We start from the raw sequence: 18810 nt of genomic DNA, 5'->3' as shown, positions 1-18810 counted from the left end.
TATACCCAAAGGCCCATTTTTGATGTGTCTTTGGGTTTATTTATTATATCCTCTTTTATATAACCTCATCTATTCTCATTCTCCATGAAATGGAGGATTGAAAGATATGACGAACACGTATACTTCTTTTTTAGAAGACTCTACAAAGTATTTAACCATTCCAATCATAAAAAAAATATTTATCGATAGCATGACACCTGTTGATCTTTTTCAGCAAGTAAAAGATGAAGCTGTATATTTACTTGAAAGCAATGATGAATCATCACCATGGTCTAATTATTCTTTTATTGGCTTGAATCCATTTTTGTATGTAGAAGAAGAGAACGGAACCTATCTAGCAAAAAACAAGCAGCTTCAACCTGTGCTGCAAGGAGACAGCTTTAAAGAGGTATTTTGTAAAATTCAGCAAGAGCTGAAAGTGAAAGTACCAGATCTTGCACTTCCTTTTAAAGGAGGAGCAGTAGGATTTATCAGCTACGACGCAGTATCGCAAATTGAAAAAGTAAACGTACATGCCCAAAACGATTTGAACATGCCTACTTTTCACTTTATCTATTGTCAAACGATGCTCGCTTATAATCACCAAACAAAAGAGCTTATGGTGATTCACTACATTCAGCTTGATGAGAAAGATAAAGAACAGCAGAAAAAAGAAAAACATGATGAAGCTCTAGCAGAGATCAATCGATATGTTGAAAGAATAGCGCAGACGGTGAAAGAAAAGCCGATGATGTTTGAAAGCGAGCAGCGCGAAGTTAGCTTTGAAGGTGTGACATCGTCATACCAAAAAGATAAATTTGTGCAAGATGTGGAAAAAATTAAGGAATACATTAAAAGCGGAGATGTTTTTCAAGCCGTATTGTCGCAGAGATTTCAAATTGATACGACCGTAGCTGGATTTGATATTTACAGAGTATTGCGATTAGTTAATCCATCTCCTTATTTATTTTACGTGAAAGTAAAGGGAGTGGAATTGATTGGAAGTTCCCCTGAGCGGTTGATTCAAATTGAAAACGGCCATTTAGAAATTCATCCAATTGCAGGAACGAGAAGACGCGGCAGAGATGCAGAAGAAGATGCGCGCTTGTATGAAGACTTAATTAACGATGAAAAAGAGCGGGCAGAACACTATATGCTCGTGGACTTAGCAAGAAATGACATCGGCCGAGTTGCACAGTATGGAAGTGTCCAAACGCCGGTATTAATGCAGCAGGTTAATTTTTCGCACGTCATGCACTTGATTTCTAAAGTGACAGGACGCCTAGATGAAAAAGTACATCCTATTGATGCGCTGCTTTCTGCATTTCCAGCGGGTACTGTATCTGGCGCTCCAAAAGTGCGGGCGATGCAAATCTTAAATGAAATTGAACCAGTTGCGCGAAATGTATATGCAGGAACCGTAGCATATCTCGGATTTGATGGAAATATTGATTCGTGCATTGCAATTCGTACCATTCTTTTGAAAGACCAAACCGCTTATATACAGGCCGGAGCAGGAGTGGTTGCTGACTCAAAACCGGAGCTTGAGTGGAAAGAAACCCGCAATAAAGCTAGCGCTTTAATTAAAACAATTCAATTAGCTCAAGACATCTACAATAAAAAGGAGGATGTATATGTTTAAAGAATTGTTGAAAAAGTGTTTGCACGGGGAGTCACTTTCAGCGGAAGAAGCAGAAAAAATTATGAATGATATTATGAACGGTAAAGTCCCGGCAGCTCAAATTGCTAGCGTGCTAACCATTTTAACGTACCGAGGAGAAACCGTCGATGAAATTGTTGGTTTTATCCGGGGTATGAAAAACAATATGAATGCTATTTCTCTAGACGAATTAAACGTAGTAGATACGTGCGGTACGGGAGGAGACGGCGCCTCTACGTTTAATATTTCAACGGCTAGTGCGATTGTGGCATCTGCTGCTGGAGTAAAGGTTGCGAAACATGGGAATCGCGCGGTATCTTCTAAAAGCGGAAGTGCAGACGTGTTAGAACATTTGGATATATGGATTCAAGGAAATGAAAAAGAAGTGAAAAATGCGGTGGCTGACCTCAACATGTCCTTTTTATTTGCGCCGCTTTATCACCCTGCTATGAAGCACGTTGCTGCTACTCGAAAGGAATTAGGGTTTAGAACCGTTTTTAATGCATTAGGTCCGTTAGCAAACCCTACTAACTGCACAAAGCAAGTAATTGGCGTTTATTCTATTGAGCTTGCACGAAAATTAGCAGAAGCGCTTGTTGTACTGGGAGCTAATCACGTCCTGCTTGTTGCCGGCAGAGATGGTTTAGATGAAATTAGTGCCACGGATGTAACGGATATTGTAGAAGTACAAGGCAATGTTATTACAGAATATACGCTTGCACCAGAGGATGTACACTTACAGAGAGGGAAGCTTGAAGATTTGGTGGTAGAAGACGCGAAATCGAGTGCAGAGCTCATTGAATCGCTATTTTTAAATAAAAGTAATGTAACTGCTAAAAATGCAGTCGTGTTGAACTCTGCTGCAGCTATTTACGTTAGCGGAAACGTTTCTACTTTTGAAGAAGGAGTAGCTGTAGCTTTAGAAACAATTGAATCAGGTGCTGCATACACGCAATTACAACGATTGAAATCGAAAAAGGTGGTTGAACATGCTCAATAAAATTATTGAAACAAAAAAAGAAGAAATTCAAAACCTACAGTTACCCGAACAGCAAAATGTTACAAAACGATCATTTTTAGAAGCTTTATCAAATCCGAATCGAGAGCTGGCTCTTATTGCAGAAGTAAAAAAAGCCTCTCCTTCCAAAGGATTAATAAAAGAGAATTTTCAGCCTGTGGAAATTGCTAAAGCCTACGAGGAAGGAAAAGCAGATGCTTTGTCTGTGTTAACGGATCAGCACTATTTTCAAGGACACCGAACGTTTTTAAGTGATATTAAACAGCATGTCTCTATTCCTGTGCTTCGCAAGGATTTCATCATTGATTCCATTCAAGTGGAAGAAAGTGCAAGAATCGGTGCCGATGCGATTTTACTCATCGGAGAAGCACTTGAACCATTAAAATTGCAAGAGCTTTATCTTCAAGCTGCTGAAAAAGAGTTAGATTGTTTAGTAGAAGTGCATTCTTTAGAAACGCTTGAACAGCTGTTAGCTGTATTTACACCGAAGATTATCGGGATTAATAATCGAAATCTTCATACGTTTGAAACCAGCGTGCAGCAGACAAAAGAAATCGCTAAGCACGTGCCGAAAGATCAGCTTTTAGTAAGTGAAAGCGGGATTTACTTATACGATGATGTTTCCTACGTAAAAGAAGCCGGAGCAAAAGCTATTTTAGTAGGAGAATCGCTTATGAGACAGGATAATCAAACCAAAGCGATTAAAAAGCTGTTTGGGGAAAGTGAATATGCTTATTAAGTACTGCGGTATTCGATCAAAACAAGATATAGCTTTAATCGAAAAGTCGGCTGCTACTCACATTGGCTTTATTTTCTACCCTAAAAGCAAACGATATGTAAAGCCTGAACGAGTAAATGAGTTTGTAACGGATGAAATAAAAAAACAAGTCTCGCTAGTAGGGGTATTTGTTAATACACCGATGGATCAAATACTTGAAATTGCCTCCGTGACAAATTTAGATGTGATTCAGTGCCACGGGCAAGAAACTGCTGCTGAAGTACGTGAGTTAAAGCAGCGTGGATATGAAGTATGGAAAGCACTCCCGCACAATAACGAGACGCTGCAGCAAATGCATGTATATGAAGAAGCTGATGGTTATGTAATTGACAGCAAGGTTAAAGAACAATTCGGAGGAACGGGCGTCGCTTTTGATTGGAGCTTCGTTCCTCAGTATGAATCAGCTGCACAAAAGTTAGGTAAAAAATGCTTTATTGCTGGAGGAATCAATGCTTTTAACATTGAGAACTTGTTACCCTACAAGCCCGGGGCGATTGATATTTCTGGCGGTATTGAAACAAATGGAACGAAGGACTATACAAAAATTATAGAGATTGAAAGGAAGATCCATACTATGACATACAATCATCCTGATGAATTTGGCCGCTTTGGTGAATTTGGCGGAAAATACGTACCTGAAACATTAATGAAACCACTTGAAGAAGTAGAAGCAGCTTTGAATCAAGCAATGAAAGATCCGGCATTTAAAGATGAGTATCTATCCTTACTCGTCAATTACTCAGGGCGACCAACGGCTTTAACATATGCTGATAATATTACCGAAACACTCGGCGGGGCAAAAATTTATTTAAAACGTGAAGACTTAAATCATACGGGTGCTCACAAAATCAACAATGCCATTGGACAGATTTTACTTGCTAAACGGATGGGCAAAACAAAAATTATTGCTGAAACAGGAGCGGGTCAGCACGGGGTAGCCACAGCTACAGTAGCTGCAAAGTTCGGAATGGAATGTAAAGTATTCATGGGAGAAGAAGATATTGAACGTCAGGCGTTGAACGTCTTTCGCATGAAGCTTCTAGGAGCGGAAGTCATTCCTGCAACTTCTGGAACAAAAACGCTAAAAGATGCAACAAATGAAGCAATCCGCTACTGGGTTCAACACTGTGAAGATCATTTTTACTTAATTGGTTCGGCAATTGGACCGCATCCTTATCCTAAAATGGTTCGAGATTTCCAAAAAATTATTGGAGAAGAAGCAAAAGAACAGTTTACAGCGGTAGAAGGAAAACTTCCAAATGCTGTCGTGGCATGCGTCGGAGGCGGCAGTAATGCAATCGGTATGTTTTATGATTTTATTAAAGAAGAACATGTACGCTTGATTGGAGTAGAAGCAGGGGGGAAAGGACTAAATACAGCTCTTCATGCTGCTAAAATGGCTAAAGGCACAAAAGGTGTTATCCACGGAACGCTCACGTATTTACTTCAAGATGAAAATGGTCAAATTACAGAGCCTTATTCTATTTCAGCAGGTTTGGATTATCCGGGTATCGGTCCAGAGCATTCTCACCTTTCATCTATTGGACGAGTAGAATATGAAAGTGTAACGGATGATGAATCAATCGAAGCTCTTCAGCTGCTGGCGAAAACGGAGGGAATCATCCCGGCTATCGAATCCGCCCATGCGCTGGCAAAAGCATTTGAACTGGCTAAAAGCATGACGAAAGAAGAAACCATTTTAATTTGCTTATCAGGTCGAGGAGATAAGGACGTTCATACATTAGTAAACTTGCTAGAAGGGAAGGAAGAAGAACATGAATACGTTTGAAGCGAGACTACCTAAACATGAAACATTATTTATTCCATTTATTACAGCAGGAGATCCTCATGAAGATGCAACGGTGGAAATTGCTTTGTCTTTGCAAAAGCAAGGTGCTTCTATTTTAGAGCTGGGCGTACCGTATTCCGATCCTTTAGCAGATGGTCCGATTATTCAAGAGGCGTCCAAAAGAGCTTTATCTGGCGGTATGTCTATTTCAAAAGCTATTAAGCTTGTATCGGTGATGAGAAAAAAAGGTGTGAAAATACCGGTAATTCTCTTTACCTATTTTAATCCTGTGTTACAATTAGGTTTAGAATCCTTTTTCGCGTTAATGCGAGAAAATGAAATAGATGGAGTGCTAATTCCGGATTTACCGTACGAAGAGAGTGGCCGTATCCGGGAGCTTGCCGCTGAAAATGAAGTTGCGTACATTTCAATGGTTGCTCCTACATCTAAAGAGCGTATTCAAAAAATTGCTGCAGATGCAACGGGCTTCTTATACTGCGTGTCGTCTTTAGGCGTTACTGGGGTTCGCTCTACGCTGCCAGCTGATATTGGCACCTTTTTAGAAGATGTGAAAGCAGCAGCTTCTATACCGGTTGCCGTCGGTTTTGGGATTTCAACAAGCGAACAAGTAGAGGTATTAAAAGAACACAGCGACGGCATTGTAATTGGAAGTGCAATTGTTAATAAAATTGGCCAGCTTGAACAAGTTCTTTTAAATAAGGATACACGCCGAGACGGATTAAATCAAATTGAGGAGTATGTTGCATCCATCGTTTCGCCTATACAAAAATGCGAGGTGTAACACGGTGAAGGTAAAAGAACAATTACTAACTTTATCTCCATATAAACCAGGTAAGCCAATTGAAGAAGTGAAGCGTGAATTTAATTTAGATCGCGTTGTAAAATTAGCATCCAATGAAAATCCTTACGGCAGCTCTGCTTTAGTAAAAGAGGCGATTGCTGCAGAAATTGAAAATATGGCGCTTTATCCAGACGGTTATGCAGCTGAACTGCGTGCAGCAGTAGCAAAACACGTAGGTGTAGAGCAAGATCAGCTGATTTTTGGAAATGGGTCTGATGAAGTCATTCAAATTATTTGCCGAGCTTTACTATCGGCTGATACAAACACTGTCATGCCAACGCCATCATTTCCTCAATATAAGCACAATGCCGTAATTGAAGGTGCAGAAATTCGTGAAGTACCGCTGCGCGGCGGAGATCATGATTTAAATGCTATGCTTCGTGCAATTGATGAAAATACGACAATTGTATGGGTATGCAGTCCTAATAACCCAACGGGAACGTATGTGAAGGGCGATGAGTTAATTTCCTTTATGAAGCAAGTTCCTAAGCATACGTTAATCGTTATGGATGAAGCGTATTTTGAGTATGCAGCAGACCAAGCCGACTATCCGAATACGGTAGAGCTTTTGAATGAATACGAAAACTTAATTGTACTTCGCACATTTTCAAAAGCATACGGCTTAGCTTCTTTGCGTATTGGTTACGGTATTGCAAACGAATCATTGCTACAAAAAATTGAGCCGGCTCGCGAACCTTTTAATACAAGCCGCATGGCTCAAAAAGCAGCAATCGTTGCTCTTGAAGACCAAGCGTTCATTGAAGAGTGCAAAAAGAAAAATGAAGCAGGTTTGCAGCAGTACTATGCTTTCTGTGATAAGAATGGCTTAAACTATTATCCTTCTTTCACTAATTTTGTTCTAATTGATTTTGGCCGTCAAGGCGATGAAGTGTTTCAATTTTTATTGCAGCGCGGATTTATCGTTCGTTCAGGGAATGCATTAGGCTTCCCAACTTCCGTTCGTATTACGGTGGGAACAAAAGAACAAAATGAACAAATCATTGAATTGCTTCAGCAGTTTGTTAACCAAGAAACGGCGAAAGCTTAATACCTAATATAGTAAAAGATGAGAGTGTGATTTCACACTCTCATCTTCATATGCACAATGAGGTGAAGGAAAGTGAAAGAAAATGTTTTTGTTGTAGGCCTGGGATTAATTGGAGGATCTCTTGCACTTAATATAAAAAAGACGCAGCATCATCTTGATGTAATAGGTTTTGACATTAATCAAGAGCAGCTGGAGCTCGCTAAAACTCTAGGCGTAATTGACCAAGCGGCTTCTTCTTTGCAACAAGGCGCTGAGCAAGCGGATTATATTGTTATTGCCATTCCGGTCACCCAAGCAGCGGAAGTGCTAAAACAGTTCGAACATTTTACGCTCAAACAGTCTGTCATCGTAACAGACGTAGGAAGTACAAAAGAAGAAGTAGTGAAGACAGCCGAGGCTCTTATTTCTAAAGGCATTGAGTTTATCGGGGGTCATCCAATGGCGGGGTCTCATAAAAGCGGAGTAGCTGCTTCTAAAGCTCATTTATTTGAAAATGCAATGTATGTATTAACACCTTCATCTTCTACTTCTTCGGAGGCTTTAAACAGCTTAAAGGAATTGCTAAGTGGTACAAAAGCTAAAATTATTGTAATGTCACCAAAAGAACATGATAAATTAGCAGGTGTCATTAGCCATTTTCCACATATTATTGCTGCAAGCCTTGTTCATCAAGCAGAATATTACCAACAAGACAATCAGCTAGTTTCGCAGCTTGCGGCTGGAGGGTTTCGTGATATTACACGTATTGCTTCAAGCAGTCCAGCGATGTGGAGAGATATTTTGCTTCATAACCAGGATGCGCTTCTTTCAATGTTTGACCACTGGCTTGAAGAAATGAACGACGTGCGAAATATGATCGAACGAAAAGATGCGAATGATATCTATACATATTTTTCACAAGCGAAACAATTTAGAGATCAGCTTCCTGTACGAACCAAAGGAGCGATTCCATCCTTTTATGATCTCTATGTGGATGTTCCTGACTATCCGGGTATTATCTCAGAAGTAACCGGTTATTTAGCAGAAGATGAAATCAGTATTACAAACATTCGAATTTTGGAAACACGAGAAGATATATACGGAGTATTACGTTTGAGCTTTCAAACAGAGGAAGATAGAAAGCGGGCAAGAGCGTGTCTCCATCAGCATCAATATCAGACGTTTATTTCTTAATGTATGAAAGGTGTGAATGAAATGAGTGGAAAACCATTAAAAACGAATCTTTCATCTCTTCAAGGAGAAATTTCTATTCCCGGGGATAAGTCAATTTCTCACAGAGCTGTGATGTTCGGAGCGATGGCAGAAGGGAAAACTACGATTAATCATTTTTTAGCAGGTGAAGATTGCTTAAGTACTATCTCTTGTTTTGAAAAGATGGGCGTATCGATTAAAAGAGAAGGCGAGTATGTTGAAGTGGAAGGTAAAGGTATCGAAGGATTAAGTGAACCTACTTCCATCTTAGATGTAGGAAATTCAGGAACAACTACTCGTTTAATGCTGGGGATTCTTGCCGGTGTGCCATTTCATACATCTCTAATTGGAGATGAGTCGATTGCCAAGCGTCCAATGAGCCGTGTTACGGTGCCGCTGCGCTCTATGGGTGCAAAGATTGATGGGCGTGAGCATGGCCAATATACGCCTTTATCTACTAGAGGAGGAGCATTAAAAGCAATTCATTACCATTCTCCTGTAGCAAGTGCACAAGTAAAATCGGCGATTTTACTAGCGGGACTTCATGCCGAAGGCACAACAAAAGTAACCGAGCCTTTTACATCACGCGACCATACCGAGCGTATGCTTCGCGCATTTGGAGTAGACGTAGAGGTAGATGGAACGACTGTAAGTATTGAAGGGGGACAATCCCTGCGCGGAACGGATGTGTACGTCCCTGGAGACATTTCTTCAGCTGCATTCTTTCTTGTTGCAGGAGCCATTGTTCCAAACAGCCGAATCGTTTTGAAAAACGTCGGACTCAATCCTACAAGAACAGGTATTATTGATGTGCTTCAGCAAATGGGTGCACGCCTTACAATTTCCAATGAACGTATTCAAAATGGAGAGCCTATTGGCGATTTGACGATTGAAACGTCTCAGTTGAAAGGGATTGAAATTGGGGGCGATTTAATTCCTCGTTTAATTGATGAAATTCCGGTAATCGCTCTTTTGGCGACTCAGGCAACTGGGAAAACGGTGATTAAAGATGCGGAAGAACTAAAAGTAAAAGAAACGAACCGCATCGATACGGTTGCAACCGAGCTAAGCAAGCTGGGTGCCTCCGTTACGCCAACACCTGATGGACTTATTATCGAAGGCAAGACGGCCCTGCGAAGCGGGGAAGTAGACAGCTACGGAGATCATCGAATTGGAATGATGCTTGCGGTCGCAGCAGCCATTGCAACGGGAGAGGTAACGCTAATGAGAAGTGATGCCATTCACGTCTCCTACCCTACTTTTTTTGAAGATCTTGATGAGCTAAGCCAATAAGGAAGAGGCTGGAACAAACGTATTTTGGTTGAAGGGAAATCCGAACGAGGAATTGATATTGTTGATGAAAAATCAAACTCGTTCGGATTTTTTATTGAGATGGTGAACGAAGGTTTCATGTCTCAATCTCGTTTTTACCTAAAAAAATGTAAGCGTATTCAAATTGATTTGTTGAACAAACGCTCAAACTATTTTATCATGGTGTATAGAAGCATGTGTTCTTGCTTCGAGTTTGGAAAAATAGAAAATTAATTCGTTTTATTTTTATATAAAAAGTGAATGTAATAATAAAGGAGAATTGTGTGTGAAAGAACTAGACCGCGCGATAGGTTACGTAGAATCCAATGAAATTGAAAAAGGTCTTGCCCTTATTCATGAATTGAAAGATAAAGCTACAGACGAAGAAAAGTTTTTAATGGCTGAACAGCTACAGGAGTGGGGACTAGTAAATGATGCGCTGCCTTTAATAGACGAGCTCATTGCTAAATACCCAGAAGAAGGCGAGCTGTATTTATTAAAAGCTGAAATGCTCATTGATTTAGAAGAAGAAGAAGAAGCCATTCATATTTTAAATCAAATTAGCAGCGAAGACGATAATTACGTGCCAGCTCTGCTTCTTGTAGCTGACTTATATCAAATGCAAGGCCTTAGTGAAGTAAGTGAGCAAAAGTTAATGGAAGCGAAAAAAATGCTTCCAAATGAGCCGGTTATCGATTTTGGGCTCGGTGAATTTTACAGCAGTCAAGGAATTTATCAAAAGGCAATTCCTTTTTATCAAACGCTGCTAAAAACAGAAAAAGAATTTAACGGTACGGATCTTCGTCAGCGATTAGCTGAAAGTCTAGCAGGTATCGGCCAGTTCGAAGAAGCGCTTCCTTACTTTGATCAAGCGTTAAAAGATAAGCTTGAGATTAACACACTATTTGAATATGCGATTTCAGCGTATCAAGCAGGTCATTATCAGACCGCTATTGAAAAGTTTACAGAACTAAAAGAGTTAGACCGTGAGTACCATTCTCTTTATTTATATTTAGCAAAGTCATATGAACATGAAGAGATGCTAGAAGAGGCTGCGGTGGCTGTCAACGAAGGTATTGCGCAGGATGAATTTCAAAAAGAACTTTACTTTTTTAAAGGTAAAATAGCATTAAAGCGCGGTCTAGAAGAAGAGGCTGAATCGGCGTTTCAACAAGCGATTGCACTAGATCCAGGGTACATTGAAGCTATTTTAACTCTCTCTAAACTTTATATGAGTCAAGAGAGATATGAAGATGTAGTAGAGAATATCGAGCATGCCAAAGAATATAATGAGCATGACCCTCATTTTGAATGGGATTTAGCAAAAGCTTATCAGGAATTAGAAAATTATGAAGAAGCGCTAAAATACTACGAATCTGCATATACTGTTTTTAAAGAAGAGTATGCGTTTTTAGAAGAGTATGGCTATTTCTTATTAGAAGAAGGACAGCGCTCGAAAGCGAAGGGGATTTTCCAAGCTTTATTAGCCATGGATCCAACAGTAGATGAAATTCAAGACATATTATTTCAATTAGAAGAATAAATAATAGTTCAGAGGATTTTATTGCTGCCGTGTGGAATAAATAACTGTAAAAGGTGTTTTAACTGAGAGTTTAAACACAGAGGAGGGAAGTGAGAATATGACGACCCCTGTTACTGTCAACGAGAAAAAAGAATTTGTTCGCTGGTTTTTAACGAATTATCAGCTGAAGCGCAGAGAATGTGTATGGATTTTAAATTATTTGATGAGCCATGATCAATTGATGAAACGAGTTCACTTCGTTGAGCAAGCACAGTTTTGTCCTCGCGGGATGGTGATGTCTACGCACTGTGTGGAAGACCCTCCATTTCGTTTTTATAAAGAAAATATCATGACAACCGATGCAGAAAAATCATTTCATGATATTCGTTTGAATCGAGAAGAAGACATTTATATTCAATTAAACTTCCGATCGTTGTATTCATCGCCTCAATATGTGGCTGTACTGGAAGACAATCCGTATATGCCAAAAGCTAATCAAACAAATGAAAAAGACAGAGTATTAGCTGAGCAAATATTGGAAGAATCTATTCAGAAATTTCAACGATCAAAAATCATGGAACTAATTGATAAAGCATTAGATGAAAATGATAAAGAGGAATTTCAGCGCTTAAGCGAATATTTAAATAACCATTATGTACAGTAGATAAACGAGAGATTGGCTAGCTTCTTAGAAAAAGGTCAATCTCTTTTTTTATCTCCTTATTCAGTTTGAAAAATAAATAAGACAAGCCTTAGCAAGCTTGCTGAGAGGAGAAGAAAGTTGAAGCTGCAGGCGAAGGAAATGGATGTGTATTTACAATCCAAAAGTTATGTTGATACCGTATTGGTTCCACTCATTCCTATTGATTTCGGAGAAGATTTAAAGCTTACTGCATCTATGAGTGAATATACGACTGCTCTTACTGAAGAGTTAGAGAGACAATTTAAAGGAAGAGTGATTTTAACACCTAGTTTTACATACTTAAAAAAAGATGGAGTAGCTGCTGTTTATGAAACATTACTTCGTTGGAATGAGCATATAAATGACAATGAAGTCAAACATCTTTTTGTGCTTACTAGCGACCGAGATTGGCTGCAGTATGAAAAAGAAATAGGGGCTCACTGCATTTGGATACCTGCTTTACCGCTTGAGCATATAGACGACTCGCATAAGTATACGCTCATACATGAACAAGTCCAACAGCTCCTGCCGATTTTTGTAGAGAAATGGAGTGTTTAAAAAGGCTGTAGAATAAGCAATGGAAGCGCAAACAAAATAATGACGAAAAATTTAGAAAAATAAAGATTATTTCCATGTTTTAGGTTTTTATTGTATTGACCTTCCAGAAATATTAATATATCATGATTATGTCCTAGTTTAATAGAATGGTCCATCATGTGTCCAAAATTCTCTGGACTGAACTTTTTTAAAGGGGGGAAAAGCATGGGTGATCGGGTATCAAGACGACAGTTTTTAAACTATACGCTCACTGGTGTAGGGGGATTTATGGCTGCTGGAATGTTAATGCCAATGGTGCGCTTTGCAGTAGATCCAATTTTGGAAAAAGAAGCGGGTCAGGATTTAGTAGCTGTAGCGCAGGTTAAAGACATTACAAAAGAGCCGAAACGTGTCGATTTTAAAATCAAGCAAGTGGATGCGTGGCATAAATCAGAAGAACCAAGATCGGCTTGGGTGTACAAAACTGATAAAGGTGAAATCGTCGCGCTGTCACCAATTTGTAAGCATTTAGGCTGTACGGTTAACTGGGCTGGTGACAAAAACTATCCACATCGTTTCTACTGCCCTTGTCATGGGGGAATGTATGAAAAAAGCGGTAAAAATGTACCGGGGACACCACCGATGGGACCGTTAGATGTATACGTTCAAAAGGTAAAAGGCGGTACGTTATATCTAGGAAAAGCCAAACCACAAGGAGGGGCATAGAAAATGTTGAATAAAATCTATGACTGGGTGGATGAACGGCTAGATATTACTCCTTTATGGCGAGATGTGGCCGATCATGAAGTGCCAGAACACGTAAATCCTGCACATCACTTTTCAGCATTTGTGTATTGTTTTGGTGGATTAACGTTTTTTGTTACCGTTATTCAAATTTTATCAGGCATGTTTTTGACCATGTATTATGTACCAGATATAAAAAATGCATGGGAATCCGTTTATTATCTGCAAAATGAAGTCGCTTTCGGACAAATTGTTCGAGGTATGCATCACTGGGGAGCAAGTTTGGTTATCGTCATGATGTTTTTACATACACTTCGTGTTTTCTTCCAAGGAGCATACAAAAAACCCCGCGAGTTAAACTGGATTGTGGGTGTGTTAATTTTCTTTGTTATGTTAGGTTTAGGTTTTACAGGTTATTTGTTGCCGTGGGATATGAAAGCGCTATTTGCAACGAAAGTAGGTTTGCAAATTGCTGAATCCACACCAATTATAGGCCAGCAAGTGAAGACATTACTCTCAGGACATCCAGACATCGTTGGTGCTCAAACACTAACTCGCTTTTTCGCCATTCACGTATTCTTTTTACCCGGAGCCCTGCTTGGCTTAATGGGTGCCCACTTCTTAATGATTCGTAAACAAGGAATTTCAGGACCACTATAAAAGTTTATACGCTTTATTCAATTAGTCAATCACACTAGTCATCATATGCATCAAGCACATACTCCGTTGTTAGTACTTTCACTAGAACAGTGAGAAAAAGGAGGGAGAACATGCATCGTGGTAAAGGGATGAAGTTTGTTGGAGATTCACGTGTTCCTGCAGAACGAAAACCCAATATTCCAAAAGATTACTCTGAATTTCCAGGGAAAACAGAAGCATTCTGGCCAAACTTTTTACTAAAAGAATGGATGGTAGGAGCAGTTTTTTTAATTGGTTATTTATGTTTAACCATCGCTCATCCATCTCCGCTTGAACGTATTGCCGATCCGACTGATACGGGGTACTTGCCTCTTCCCGACTGGTATTTTTTGTTTCTATATCAATTGCTTAAATATTCATTTGCTTCTGGTCCATATAATATTATAGGTGCATTTATTATTCCTGGGATTGCATTTGGCGCATTAATGCTTGCTCCTTTCATTGATCGCGGACCAGAAAGAAGACCGGCTAAGAGACCGTTTGCGACAGGATTCATGCTTCTGGCTATAGCAGCAGTCTTTTTCCTAACGTGGCAGTCAGCGACACAGGTAGATTGGAAAGCACGTGAAGAGCAAGGGAAAATTAGAGAAGAAGTAGCGATTGACAAAAATTCAGAAGGCTACAAAATTATGCAAAAGCAAACGTGCTTGACCTGTCATGGTGATAATTTACAGGGAGGCCCTGCGGCTCCGGCTTTAACAGGAATTGATTTATCTCCTGAAGAAATCGCCAATATCGCAAAAAATGGTAAAGGCAATATGCCAAAAGGTGTTTTCAAAGGTTCAGATAAAGAATTGAAAACGCTCTCGGAATTTGTCGGAAACTTAGGAAAAGAATAATGAAAACCAGCCAAAAGGCTGGTTTTTTTTGAATTTATTTAATGTTGTGGTTTATATCAATGAGATAGGTGCTTGCTATTGTCCAAAAACTGTACATAATAAAGAAGAGATTAAATGTAAAGGAGACTTTCTGAATGGCTTGGTTATGGTATACCTTAAAAGATAAGCGTTTTTTAACGCTTTTGCTGATTGTAAATATACTAGGAACAATCTACGGATATATTTGGTATGGGAGTCAATTAGCGGAAACACCTAAGAAGTTTTTATTATTTGTACCTGATAGTCCAACGGCAAGCTTGTTTTTTGTTATCGTACTTATCGGTCTTTTACTTGGAAAACATTTTTCACTATTTGAAGCTTTAGCCATGGTCACGCTGTTTAAATACGGGATTTGGGCCGTTATAATGAATGTATTGGTCTATGTGTTAACAGGATACATTGATTGGATGATGCTTATGTTAATGGCTTCTCATGCAGCAATGGCTTTTCAAGGGCTTTTATACGTACCGTTTTACCGGATTAAGTTATGGCATGTAGCGGTTGCCGCTGTATGGGCCGTACATAATGATATCATTGATTACGTTTTTTCTATGATGCCAAGATACAGCATGCTCAATGCGTATATGTCTGAAATTGGTTATTTTACATTTTGGCTAAGCATTTTATCTATTTTCATTACATACTGGTTCACAGTTCGTGCTTCTTCAAAAAAACAGCTATAAAAAATTTTTGAAATAGGCGCACGAAACGAGCTCTCTTTTTCTAAGATATAGTAGGCTATATTTAAGTATGAGGTGAGTGACTGTGAAGGAAACCAAACGAGAGCTTCATCCGTCCGTTGTGGAATTTAAACAATTTGTAAAATCACATCCCAAATTAGTAGAACAGGTTCGAAAGCAGCAAAAAACGTGGAAAGAGCTTTATGAAGATTGGTATTTATTCGGTGCAGAAGATCCAATGTGGGAGGCATATCGTTCAGAAGAAAGTGCAAAGGCTGAACCAGCTGCTGCCACAGAGGAGAAAAAAGATATTATGGGTACAATTGTATCCTCGCTAAAAAACATGGACTTGAATCAAATGCAAAATCATATCACAAATGTAAATTCCGCTATTTCGAATATTCAACAAGTACTGCAACAATTTCAACCATCTAAGCCATCAGGTGGAGGAGCAGCTTCCGGGCCAGGGAATCCATTTGGCTTTAGGAAAGATTAAGCGCAATGAGAAAGGATATATACGAGTATATGCAGTCTCGTCCTAAACTCAACGACTTCGTTCGTGAACAGCCAATGTGGTACCGGCGTTTATCTAGAAACCCTGAAGAACTGGAGAAATTTGAATTAGAATCCAAACACTACTACAAACAAACCATTCCTCATAAAGTAGAAAAGTTTTCGAATTCGATTCAAATGGCAAATATGATGTTTCATATGTTTCAATCCATGAAAAATCAATGATCTCTGCATACATAGCGATGCAGAGATTTTTGCACGTCATGAGTAAAAACAAAGAGTTTGTAAACACTATGGAGAAACGAATGATAAAGGAATGGTATTATGCGCTTACTATTAACGACGGCCTTATGTGCAGTTTCTCTGCTAGGATGCAACCATGATAAACCAAAACCTGAGACTAAAACTTCCTCTCAACCGTGGGCAGCTGAAACGTTTGGTGCAATGAATACAAAACCTTCACTGATGGTACACCAGCATGTGAAAGGACAGAACGTATACGTCGAATGTATTCTAAGCGGGTTTTCATTTTCAACAGAGAGTGGATTCCTTCAAATCACAGTAGATGGAAAACCATTTAAAGAAATGAAGCAAGCAGCCTTTGTTTTAAGTGATCTTCCAAAAGGATCTCATACTGTTACGATTGAACTGATGAAATCTAAAGAAGAAAGTTATCAAGTGAGGAATACCTTTACGGTTGAAATTATATAGTTAAAAAGTAGAACTTGTAGTAAATCAGTGTAAGCTGTTTTAGCAAGTTCTTTTTCTTTAGATCCAAAACGTGATAAGATAAAAACGGAGGTGCACAGCCATGCTGACAACAATGAGAACTGTTGAATTACTCGACGAGTCTGATCACGTAGCGAACATGGTGTTACAATCAGACGTAGCCGAGAACTATCGTCAATGTTTATATAGATTAAATAAAGATTCACATGCACAGGCATTAATTGCTCAATTTGTGAAAATAAAGGAACAGTATGAGGATGTTCAGCGATTTGGAAAATATCATCCTGACTATAAAACCATTACGAGACAAGTACGTGATGTAAAGCGTCAAGTTGATTTACATGCGACAATCGCTGCGTTCAAAAAAGCAGAAAATGAATTGCAAAAACTGCTTGATGAAATTAGCGTTATCCTTGGTCAAGCTGTTTCAGAGCATGTTAAAGTACCGACGGGAAATCCGTTTTTTGATACGGGAAGCAGCTGCGGCGGTGGCTGCGGATCTAGTGGAAGCTGCGGGTGCAGCGCATAAGCCGTTCACTGTATAAATCGAACGCAATCAGCACAGGAATTTCCGCAGCAGGCCATTTTACGCTGTGGAACGTAAAACCTGTGCTGATAGACATAAGTAAGATGCTGACTTCTGACAAAACTTGAGCGCCACGTAGCATTTGTATTGGATGTAGCAAAAATAGATGAAGCTTCTAGAAGCTCATCTATTTTTCTACGCTCAATTGATGTGTTTATATACAAAAAGGGTATATTTGTGATTTTTTTGAAAATGACTTGTTCAATAGCTCTGTGCTCGTTAAAATGAGTAAGAAAGAGCATCCAGATATTATCTAAATTCATACATAAAGCACCTACTTCATATAAAAGAATTTATGATAAAGAAAACCAATATAACGTATGCAAAAGGGGAACTAAATATGTTTGTTGAACGTCAAGGAATTGTGGCGTATGTGCATTCTGTTAAGCAAGCAAAAGCATTGCGAAAGTACGGAAATGTACATTACGTATCTAAAGAATTAAAGTATGTTGTCTTATATTGCAACCAAGATGGCATTGAAAAAACAATCCATAAACTTCAGTCTCTACCTTTTGTGAAGAAAGTAGATCCTTCTTATCGGCCGTTTTTAAAAACAGAATTCGAAAATTCAAAGCCGGATAAAGCGAAGGAATATGACTATAAGATAGGAATTTAAACAAAAAAGGAATGTAATGTACATTCCTTTTTTTATTTTACTTGGCCTTAGCAAACGAATAGGCAGGGATGAGGTTATTGCATTGGCGGAATAAAGCGGTTCATTCGCAAAATGCCAATAAGGTGCTGATAGTATAGTGCTGTTTCTGGAAAGGTAGTAGATGGTTTGACATCGAGTACCACAATTTCTTTTCCCGCTTCCTCAGCTGCTCGTTTAAATAACTCAACGCGCTTGCTGTCGTTTTGTTTTAAAACAATTCCTTCTCGGCAAACGTAAAGCGGTTGGAAATTCCCTTCAGCTGTTGGATGCAAGACAGCGACAAAAGAAGCTACTTGTCGATCTTCTTTTACTGTTCGCAGCATAATAAGATGGGCAAGACGATGTTTGTTGCTTTTGACAATCTCTAACAGCTCATAAATATCTGAATACCCTTCTCCGAGCTCAATAAAACGCTGAATCATATGTATTTCCCCCTCTATGTATTAAAAAAGCAAACTCACGTAGTTTAATGTATCACTGAATATTTTAGGAGTAAATAAAAAAATCCCTACAACTACTCATTGTAGGGCCCTTCAATAAAGGGGTGTAATCACCTCTGCGATTACAAGCACCTTGATGAAGGCAAAGGGAGAGGAGAAACCGGAGGAAGAACTTATGGGGAAACGTAAGTCTTCTCCGCGGTTGGCAACAACATCGGTTAGATGATGTTGTTACTAGTCAGTATGTCCGTTTTAAACGTTCATATACCTGTCTCGTGAAATTCACTTTTTAAAATATAAAAGACTGATAACATGACAGAGAAAAAGGGTAAATTTACGTTTATGATGACATATTAAAGTAAAGGAAATCTTTTATGAACGAAATGCCGAATGATCTGCATAGGTGTATCTAAGGAGACGGTCGTAAAAGTCCAGCATAAAAGCAAGCTGCTGGGTTATTGCACAGAATGCATACAGCATTGAATAAATTGAGGATTTTTGCTAGTCTT

The 18810-nt window shown here is 39.1% G+C and carries 22 protein-coding genes and 1 pseudogene; 21 read left to right on the top strand and 2 right to left on the bottom strand.

Annotation, left to right across the window (positions count from 1 at the left end; translation table 11 throughout):
* The first annotated feature begins 106 nt into the window (after positions 1-106).
* The 20 genes and pseudogenes from trpE to LJY09_RS21275 all read left to right on the top strand — a co-directional run bounded on the left by trpE (position 107) and on the right by LJY09_RS21275 (position 17149).
* Positions 107-1621, top strand: a complete 1515-nt coding sequence (gene trpE / locus LJY09_RS21365) for an anthranilate synthase component I (RefSeq protein WP_228307422.1) — start codon at positions 107-109, stop codon at positions 1619-1621.
* Complete coding sequence (gene trpD, locus LJY09_RS21360; RefSeq protein WP_228307421.1) at positions 1614-2639, top strand: anthranilate phosphoribosyltransferase; 1026 nt, start codon at positions 1614-1616, stop codon at positions 2637-2639. Before trpE ends, trpD begins: the two co-directional genes overlap by 8 nt.
* Positions 2629-3396, top strand: coding sequence for an indole-3-glycerol phosphate synthase TrpC (gene trpC / locus LJY09_RS21355; RefSeq protein ID WP_028411501.1), 768 nt, complete (start codon positions 2629-2631; stop codon positions 3394-3396). The genes trpD and trpC overlap by 11 nt, the downstream gene beginning before the upstream one ends.
* A pseudogene (locus tag LJY09_RS27750) lies at positions 3386-3979 on the top strand (phosphoribosylanthranilate isomerase); the annotation flags it as partial. The gene trpC and the pseudogene LJY09_RS27750, both read left to right, overlap by 11 nt.
* A gap of 30 nt (positions 3980-4009) precedes the next feature.
* Positions 4010-5224 carry a tryptophan synthase subunit beta gene (gene trpB / locus LJY09_RS21350; RefSeq protein WP_028411500.1) on the top strand — a complete coding sequence of 405 codons (1215 nt, stop codon included), beginning with the start codon at positions 4010-4012 and terminating at the stop codon, positions 5222-5224.
* Entirely contained in the window at positions 5211-6026 is an 816-nt protein-coding gene (trpA, locus tag LJY09_RS21345) for a tryptophan synthase subunit alpha (protein ID WP_013084883.1), read from the top strand. The genes trpB and trpA overlap by 14 nt, the downstream gene beginning before the upstream one ends.
* Positions 6027-6030: 4 nt before the next feature.
* Positions 6031-7134, top strand: coding sequence for a histidinol-phosphate transaminase (hisC, locus tag LJY09_RS21340; RefSeq protein WP_155017494.1), 1104 nt, complete (start codon positions 6031-6033; stop codon positions 7132-7134).
* Positions 7135-7206: 72 nt separating this feature from the next.
* A complete protein-coding gene (locus LJY09_RS21335; protein WP_155017493.1) occupies positions 7207-8307 on the top strand; it encodes a prephenate dehydrogenase in 1101 nt (366 codons plus the stop codon).
* A 21-nt stretch (positions 8308-8328) separates the two neighbouring features.
* Positions 8329-9618 (top strand): 3-phosphoshikimate 1-carboxyvinyltransferase, encoded by a 1290-nt coding sequence (gene aroA / locus LJY09_RS21330; RefSeq protein WP_155010539.1) that lies wholly within the window; start codon positions 8329-8331, stop codon positions 9616-9618.
* Positions 9619-9922: 304 nt separating this feature from the next.
* Positions 9923-11179, top strand: a complete 1257-nt coding sequence (locus tag LJY09_RS21325; RefSeq protein WP_028411495.1) for a tetratricopeptide repeat protein — start codon at positions 9923-9925, stop codon at positions 11177-11179.
* 97 nt (positions 11180-11276) lie between these two features.
* The gene (locus LJY09_RS21320) at positions 11277-11822 is read left to right on the top strand and encodes a ReoY family proteolytic degradation factor (protein WP_013058996.1); all 546 of its coding nucleotides are present in this window, start codon (positions 11277-11279) and stop codon (positions 11820-11822) included.
* A gap of 117 nt (positions 11823-11939) precedes the next feature.
* Entirely contained in the window at positions 11940-12398 is a 459-nt protein-coding gene (locus LJY09_RS21315; protein WP_028411494.1) for a YpiF family protein, read from the top strand.
* Between the two features lie 204 nt (positions 12399-12602).
* Positions 12603-13103 (top strand): QcrA and Rieske domain-containing protein, encoded by a 501-nt coding sequence (locus LJY09_RS21310; RefSeq protein WP_013058993.1) that lies wholly within the window; start codon positions 12603-12605, stop codon positions 13101-13103.
* A 3-nt stretch (positions 13104-13106) separates the two neighbouring features.
* A complete protein-coding gene (gene qcrB / locus LJY09_RS21305; RefSeq protein ID WP_013058992.1) occupies positions 13107-13781 on the top strand; it encodes a menaquinol-cytochrome c reductase cytochrome b subunit in 675 nt (224 codons plus the stop codon).
* 110 nt (positions 13782-13891) lie between these two features.
* Positions 13892-14659 carry a menaquinol-cytochrome c reductase cytochrome b/c subunit gene (locus LJY09_RS21300; RefSeq protein WP_028411493.1) on the top strand — a complete coding sequence of 256 codons (768 nt, stop codon included), beginning with the start codon at positions 13892-13894 and terminating at the stop codon, positions 14657-14659.
* 134 nt (positions 14660-14793) lie between these two features.
* Entirely contained in the window at positions 14794-15381 is a 588-nt protein-coding gene (locus tag LJY09_RS21295) for a lipoprotein heptaprenylglyceryl N-acetyltransferase LhaT (protein ID WP_028411492.1), read from the top strand.
* A gap of 82 nt (positions 15382-15463) precedes the next feature.
* Positions 15464-15874, top strand: a complete 411-nt coding sequence (locus LJY09_RS21290; protein WP_013058989.1) for a YlbD family protein — start codon at positions 15464-15466, stop codon at positions 15872-15874.
* A 5-nt stretch (positions 15875-15879) separates the two neighbouring features.
* Entirely contained in the window at positions 15880-16116 is a 237-nt protein-coding gene (locus tag LJY09_RS21285; RefSeq protein WP_013058988.1) for a YlbE-like family protein, read from the top strand.
* A 99-nt stretch (positions 16117-16215) separates the two neighbouring features.
* Positions 16216-16602 (top strand): carbohydrate-binding protein, encoded by a 387-nt coding sequence (locus LJY09_RS21280; protein WP_099000467.1) that lies wholly within the window; start codon positions 16216-16218, stop codon positions 16600-16602.
* 100 nt (positions 16603-16702) lie between these two features.
* The gene (locus LJY09_RS21275; RefSeq protein WP_228307420.1) at positions 16703-17149 is read left to right on the top strand and encodes a YlbF/YmcA family competence regulator; all 447 of its coding nucleotides are present in this window, start codon (positions 16703-16705) and stop codon (positions 17147-17149) included.
* Positions 17150-17154: 5 nt separating this feature from the next.
* On the opposite strand, the gene LJY09_RS21270 is transcribed toward LJY09_RS21275, so the two are convergent.
* A complete protein-coding gene (locus LJY09_RS21270; protein WP_028411489.1) occupies positions 17155-17469 on the bottom strand; it encodes a hypothetical protein in 315 nt (104 codons plus the stop codon).
* A gap of 77 nt (positions 17470-17546) precedes the next feature.
* Here LJY09_RS21270 and LJY09_RS21265 point away from each other — a divergent pair, with 77 nt between their 5' ends.
* Positions 17547-17822, top strand: coding sequence for a YlbG family protein (locus LJY09_RS21265; RefSeq protein WP_013058985.1), 276 nt, complete (start codon positions 17547-17549; stop codon positions 17820-17822).
* A 74-nt stretch (positions 17823-17896) separates the two neighbouring features.
* Here LJY09_RS21265 and LJY09_RS21260 read toward each other — a convergent pair whose 3' ends face one another.
* Complete coding sequence (locus LJY09_RS21260) at positions 17897-18283, bottom strand: DUF7147 family protein (protein WP_013084871.1); 387 nt, start codon at positions 18281-18283, stop codon at positions 17897-17899.
* Between the last annotated feature and the right edge of the window lie 527 nt (positions 18284-18810).

The sequence above is a fragment of the Priestia sp. J2 genome, from assembly GCF_020790095.1.
Classification (GTDB): domain Bacteria; phylum Bacillota; class Bacilli; order Bacillales; family Bacillaceae_H; genus Priestia; species Priestia zanthoxyli.
Note: the sequence above shows the minus strand (reverse complement) of the source record. Positions and strands in the feature narration are given on the sequence as shown.